This is a genomic window from Oscillibacter sp. (assembly GCF_032060045.1).
Lineage (GTDB): Bacteria > Bacillota > Clostridia > Oscillospirales > Oscillospiraceae > Oscillibacter.
Map to the genome: position 1 here is coordinate 1 of NZ_DAMBZJ010000073.1, position 3,891 is coordinate 3,891.

The 3,891-nt window shown below is 53.0% G+C and carries 4 protein-coding genes and 1 tRNA gene; 2 read left to right on the forward strand and 3 right to left on the reverse strand.

The annotated features are described in order from the left end of the window. Positions 1-72: 72 nt before the first annotated feature. Both RT018_RS15615 and RT018_RS15620 read right to left on the reverse strand, forming a co-directional pair. Positions 73-148, reverse strand: a tRNA-Ala gene (locus tag RT018_RS15615). Between the two features lie 36 nt (positions 149-184). After that, the gene (locus tag RT018_RS15620; protein WP_312943235.1) at positions 185-475 is read right to left on the reverse strand and encodes a hypothetical protein; all 291 of its coding nucleotides are present in this window, start codon (positions 473-475) and stop codon (positions 185-187) included. Between RT018_RS15620 and RT018_RS15625 the strand changes: the two genes are divergently transcribed. Then, complete coding sequence (locus RT018_RS15625; protein ID WP_312943236.1) at positions 468-647, forward strand: hypothetical protein; 180 nt, start codon at positions 468-470, stop codon at positions 645-647. The genes RT018_RS15620 and RT018_RS15625 overlap by 8 nt on opposite strands. 292 nt (positions 648-939) lie before the next feature. Next, positions 940-2,985 carry a methyl-accepting chemotaxis protein gene (locus RT018_RS15630; RefSeq protein WP_312943237.1) on the forward strand — a complete coding sequence of 682 codons (2,046 nt, stop codon included), beginning with the start codon at positions 940-942 and terminating at the stop codon, positions 2,983-2,985. A gap of 331 nt (positions 2,986-3,316) precedes the next feature. Here the strand turns inward: RT018_RS15630 and spoIIR are convergent. After that, on the reverse strand, positions 3,317-3,891 hold a 575-nt coding region (gene spoIIR, locus RT018_RS15635; protein ID WP_312943238.1), incomplete at its 5' end, for a stage II sporulation protein R.

Genomic DNA, 3,891 nt, shown 5'->3' on the forward strand with positions numbered 1-3,891 from the left:
CCACGTTGCGGCCACATTTCAAGAATAAACAAAACAAAAGTCCTGAAACATTAAGTTTCAGGACTTTTGTTTTGGTGGAGAATAGCGGGATCGAACCGCTGACCTCCTGACTGCCAGTCAGGCGCTCTCCCAGCTGAGCTAATCCCCCAGATAATCGCAAGTGAGAACATCAATTTTTATTCCTTTAAGAGAACCGCACACATATGATGAATTTTTCCAGTGCCCATCCCCCGAATCCCTTGCCCTGCAACGTTGTGTGACGGCCGCAGCGCTCAGAACAGTTGTCAGTATAGCAAAGAAAAACGGCTTTGTCAACAGAAAAATACAAAATTTTTTTAAGGACTTGTTTATCTACTTTTTTCCTTCCGCCACGGGACGGCGCAGGCCCTTCCGTCCGAAAGGTTCTCTCTCTTTTAAGCGGTATAAATTTCCCCAAAAACGATATACTTCTTCTTGAGGTGATAATAATGGACAACGGTATTTCCTCCGCCATGGCCTTTGGCGCATTGCTGCGGGACAACCCAGAGGCTGCCCGCATTTATGACGCCTACACACCCCAGGAAAAGCAACGTCTTCTGCTTCGGATTGAAACAACCCCTGCGGAGCAGATGGAAACACTCGTCTCCAGTCTGCATATCGGTCTTTAATAAGTTATTACTGCGCAAAACGCCTGCGGGATCTTAGTCGGTCCCGCAGGCGTTTTATCGACGGATTAATAGAAATTCGCACGCTTCTTTTGTGCAAAATAGTCATATTCAATTCTTCGCATATGTAAAATTTCATCTATGAAAATGTTTCCTCTCTGTCTTGTATTGTCGAATTCAAACTGTTATAATAATTTAACCAAACATTTATAATAATCATCGCTAAAGCGTGAGGCTCCTCAGCGCAGATACGGCCCTGCACGCATCTTGACGTTGAAAGGATGGAGAACAGATTATGAAGAATGTAAAAGAGCGCGCAGCAGACGTAAGTTCCACCTCCTTGACCCCCAAAACAAGCCGCAGAAGAGGGCTTGGTATTCAGGGAAAGCTGCTGATTGCCCTGATTCCTATTATTGCTGTGGTCATCATCGCGATCTTGGTGATTATCCAGTCCGCAACCTCTAAAATTCTCTTGGAAAGAGGAGACGACCTTCTGGAGGCCAGCACCGACAATGTGGTCAGCATGGTCCAGTCGTGGATGAGTGGTGTCACCTCTACGCTCAATTCAGAGCTGGATACACTGGAATACATGAACATGACCCCTGAGGAAGAGTTGGCGTATCTTCGGCACATCGCCGGAACCGATGACGATTTCCCCGACGGTCTCTATTTTGCCACCACGGACGGTACCTTTGTCCACCAGAGCTTCGTTCCCGACGCCAGTTACGACCCCCGGGAAAGAGTGTGGTATCAGGAAGGGCTTGTTGCCAACGACTTCGTTTTTGGCTCCGCCTATTTGGATATTATCACAGGAATGAACGTGGTTAGTCTCTCCGCCCCTCTGCATTATAAGAATGGTGGGGTTCGCGGTGTGGCTGCCGCGGACATCTACTTAACCACGCTTTCCGACGTTGTAAAGCAGGTACAGCTTGAGCAGACCGGAAGTGCGTTTCTGGTGGACGCAAGCACCAATATGATTATCGGCCACAAAGACGACGCCCTTTCGGGTCAGATTCTCCCCGAGCTTACCGACAACCCCCTTTACACGCAGGTGTCCCAGTGGATTACCGGCGGGGTATACGGCCTTCAAACCTTCGGCTCCGGCAATGACGCAATTGCTCTGGACCTCAAGCAGGTGCCCGGCTGCAACTGGGTGGCAGTTTCTTATGTACCCAGAGCGGAGATTTTGCAGGATTTGAACTTCCTGACCACCCTACTTTCCACCATTGCCTTAATATCCATTGTAATTCTCACCGCAATGATTTTTATTATGACCCGTCTGATCATCATTACGCCTGTGAAAAAACTGGACGCTGCGGCACGCCGCATATCCGAAGGCGATTTGACGGTCAAGCTGGACCACCCCTCCGGCGACGAATTCGGCACGCTGACCACCAATTTTGGAAAAACCGCGGAGCGGCTTCATGATTATGTGGACTATATCGACGAAATTTCCACCGTGTTGGACGAGATTGCCGGGGGCAAACTCACCTTCACCCTGAAGCGGGATTATCTGGGTGATTTTGCCCGTATCAAGGCGGCCCTTGAAAACATCTCCGTCTCCCTGAACCAGACCCTGTCCCAGATAAATCAGGCATCCGATCAGGTTTCCGTGGGGGCGGACCAGCTCTCCGCCGGCGCGCAGACCCTTTCTCAGGGCGCAACAGAGCAGGCCTCCGCCGTGGAGCAGTTGTCCGCCACCATCGACGATTTGTCTCAGCAGGTGCGTGAAAACGCATCCGCTTCCCGTAAAACCAGCAACGATGTGGACGGTGCCGTAGCCCGGGTCTCCGAGAGCAACGAGCGGATGCAGCAGATGATTTCCTCCATGAGCGATATCAACGAGCGGTCTGCCCAGATTAGCCGCATCATCAAATCCATCGACGACATTGCGTTTCAGACCAACATTCTGGCCTTGAACGCCGCGGTGGAAGCTGCCCGGGCTGGCGCTGCCGGCAAGGGCTTTGCGGTGGTGGCAGACGAGGTTCGAAATCTGGCTTCCAAATCGGCCGAGGCCGCAAAAGGAACCGCTGACCTGATTCAGGCCTCCACAGAGGCCGTCCATCGGGGCAGCGCTCTGGCGGACGAAACCGCAGCCTCCCTCCGCTCCACGGTAGAGGACATTAAATCCGTTACGCAGGCGGTGGATCAGATTGCCCAAGCCTCCGACGAGCAGTCCCGTTCCATTGAGCAGGTTTCTCAGGGCGTGGAGCAGATTTCCCGCGTGGTGCAGACCAACAGTGCCACGGCGGAGGAAACTGCGGCTTCCAGTGAGGAACTGTCCGCACAGGCGCAGATGCTGCGGGAACTGGTGGATCGTTTCCAGCTGAAAGACAACTGAACTGCAATTGCAGTGCACCTCTTCCCCGCTGTCCATTGATAGCATTCGTAGCAGGTAAAGATTCCTGTTCTAGCAAGACCTTGTCCCAGCTTTGTTTCGCCCCGGATGCAGCCTTGATGCGCGGCTGTTCCTCGTTTTTCCATATTCGTAAAGGCTCCGCCGCAACATTGTTCCGACGGAGCCTTTTTCTATGCAGATTAGAATCGTGAAATTTTTAAAATCATCATGCTGCAAACAAATCGTGGTTTAATCAATTACAGCTTCAATTGGCACAGCCAGAAAGACAGCGCCTCCATAAACTCCCGCAGGCGTACAGTTCTGGAAACATACCTCAAGAAAGCTTTTCCTTCAGTGCCTCCCAAAGCTCGATGGACTTGAATTTGATGGCATAGCCGCTCCCGTCCTCGGTGATGAGTTTCACGTCATCGTCGCTCAGTCCTGCGGACATGGCGGTCTGGGCCAGACTGGTGGTAGAAGCCGTACAAAGGGGCGGAAATACCACGCACCACCAATTGTGCCCCGCGCCCGCGCCGATCAGCACGCGCAGTGCCAGATAATCCCCCGCCGGGAGGGTGAAATCCTCGTATTCCCGGGTAGGAAAGGTAGTTTCTTCCAGCTCTGCCGTCACGGAATAGGTATATCCCTCCGTGGCGATCTCCTCTGCCGCCAGACTCTGAAGCTCCGGCAACGCGGCCCGCAGGGCCTTCTCCGCAGCCGCCCGGTCCTCGGATGCCTCAAGAATTTCGGTGGCTCTTTCCAAAATCCGATCCCGGACCCGCAGCTTCAGGGCCTGATCTTCCTCCGAATCGGAGTTTGCAAGAATGTGCAGCCGCACCACCCGGTCCGCCAGCACCTGCTGGCGGTGGAGTGAGGATATCCCCCACACCAGCGCCGCCGCAAGGCCGA

What these genes read in the sequence shown, in the direction of transcription:
- RT018_RS15625 (WP_312943236.1), top strand. Translation starts at nt 468, where the DNA reads ATGGACAACGGTATTTCCTCCGCCATGGCCTTTGGCGCATTGCTGCGG.
- RT018_RS15630 (WP_312943237.1), top strand. Translation starts at nt 940, where the DNA reads ATGAAGAATGTAAAAGAGCGCGCAGCAGACGTAAGTTCCACCTCCTTG.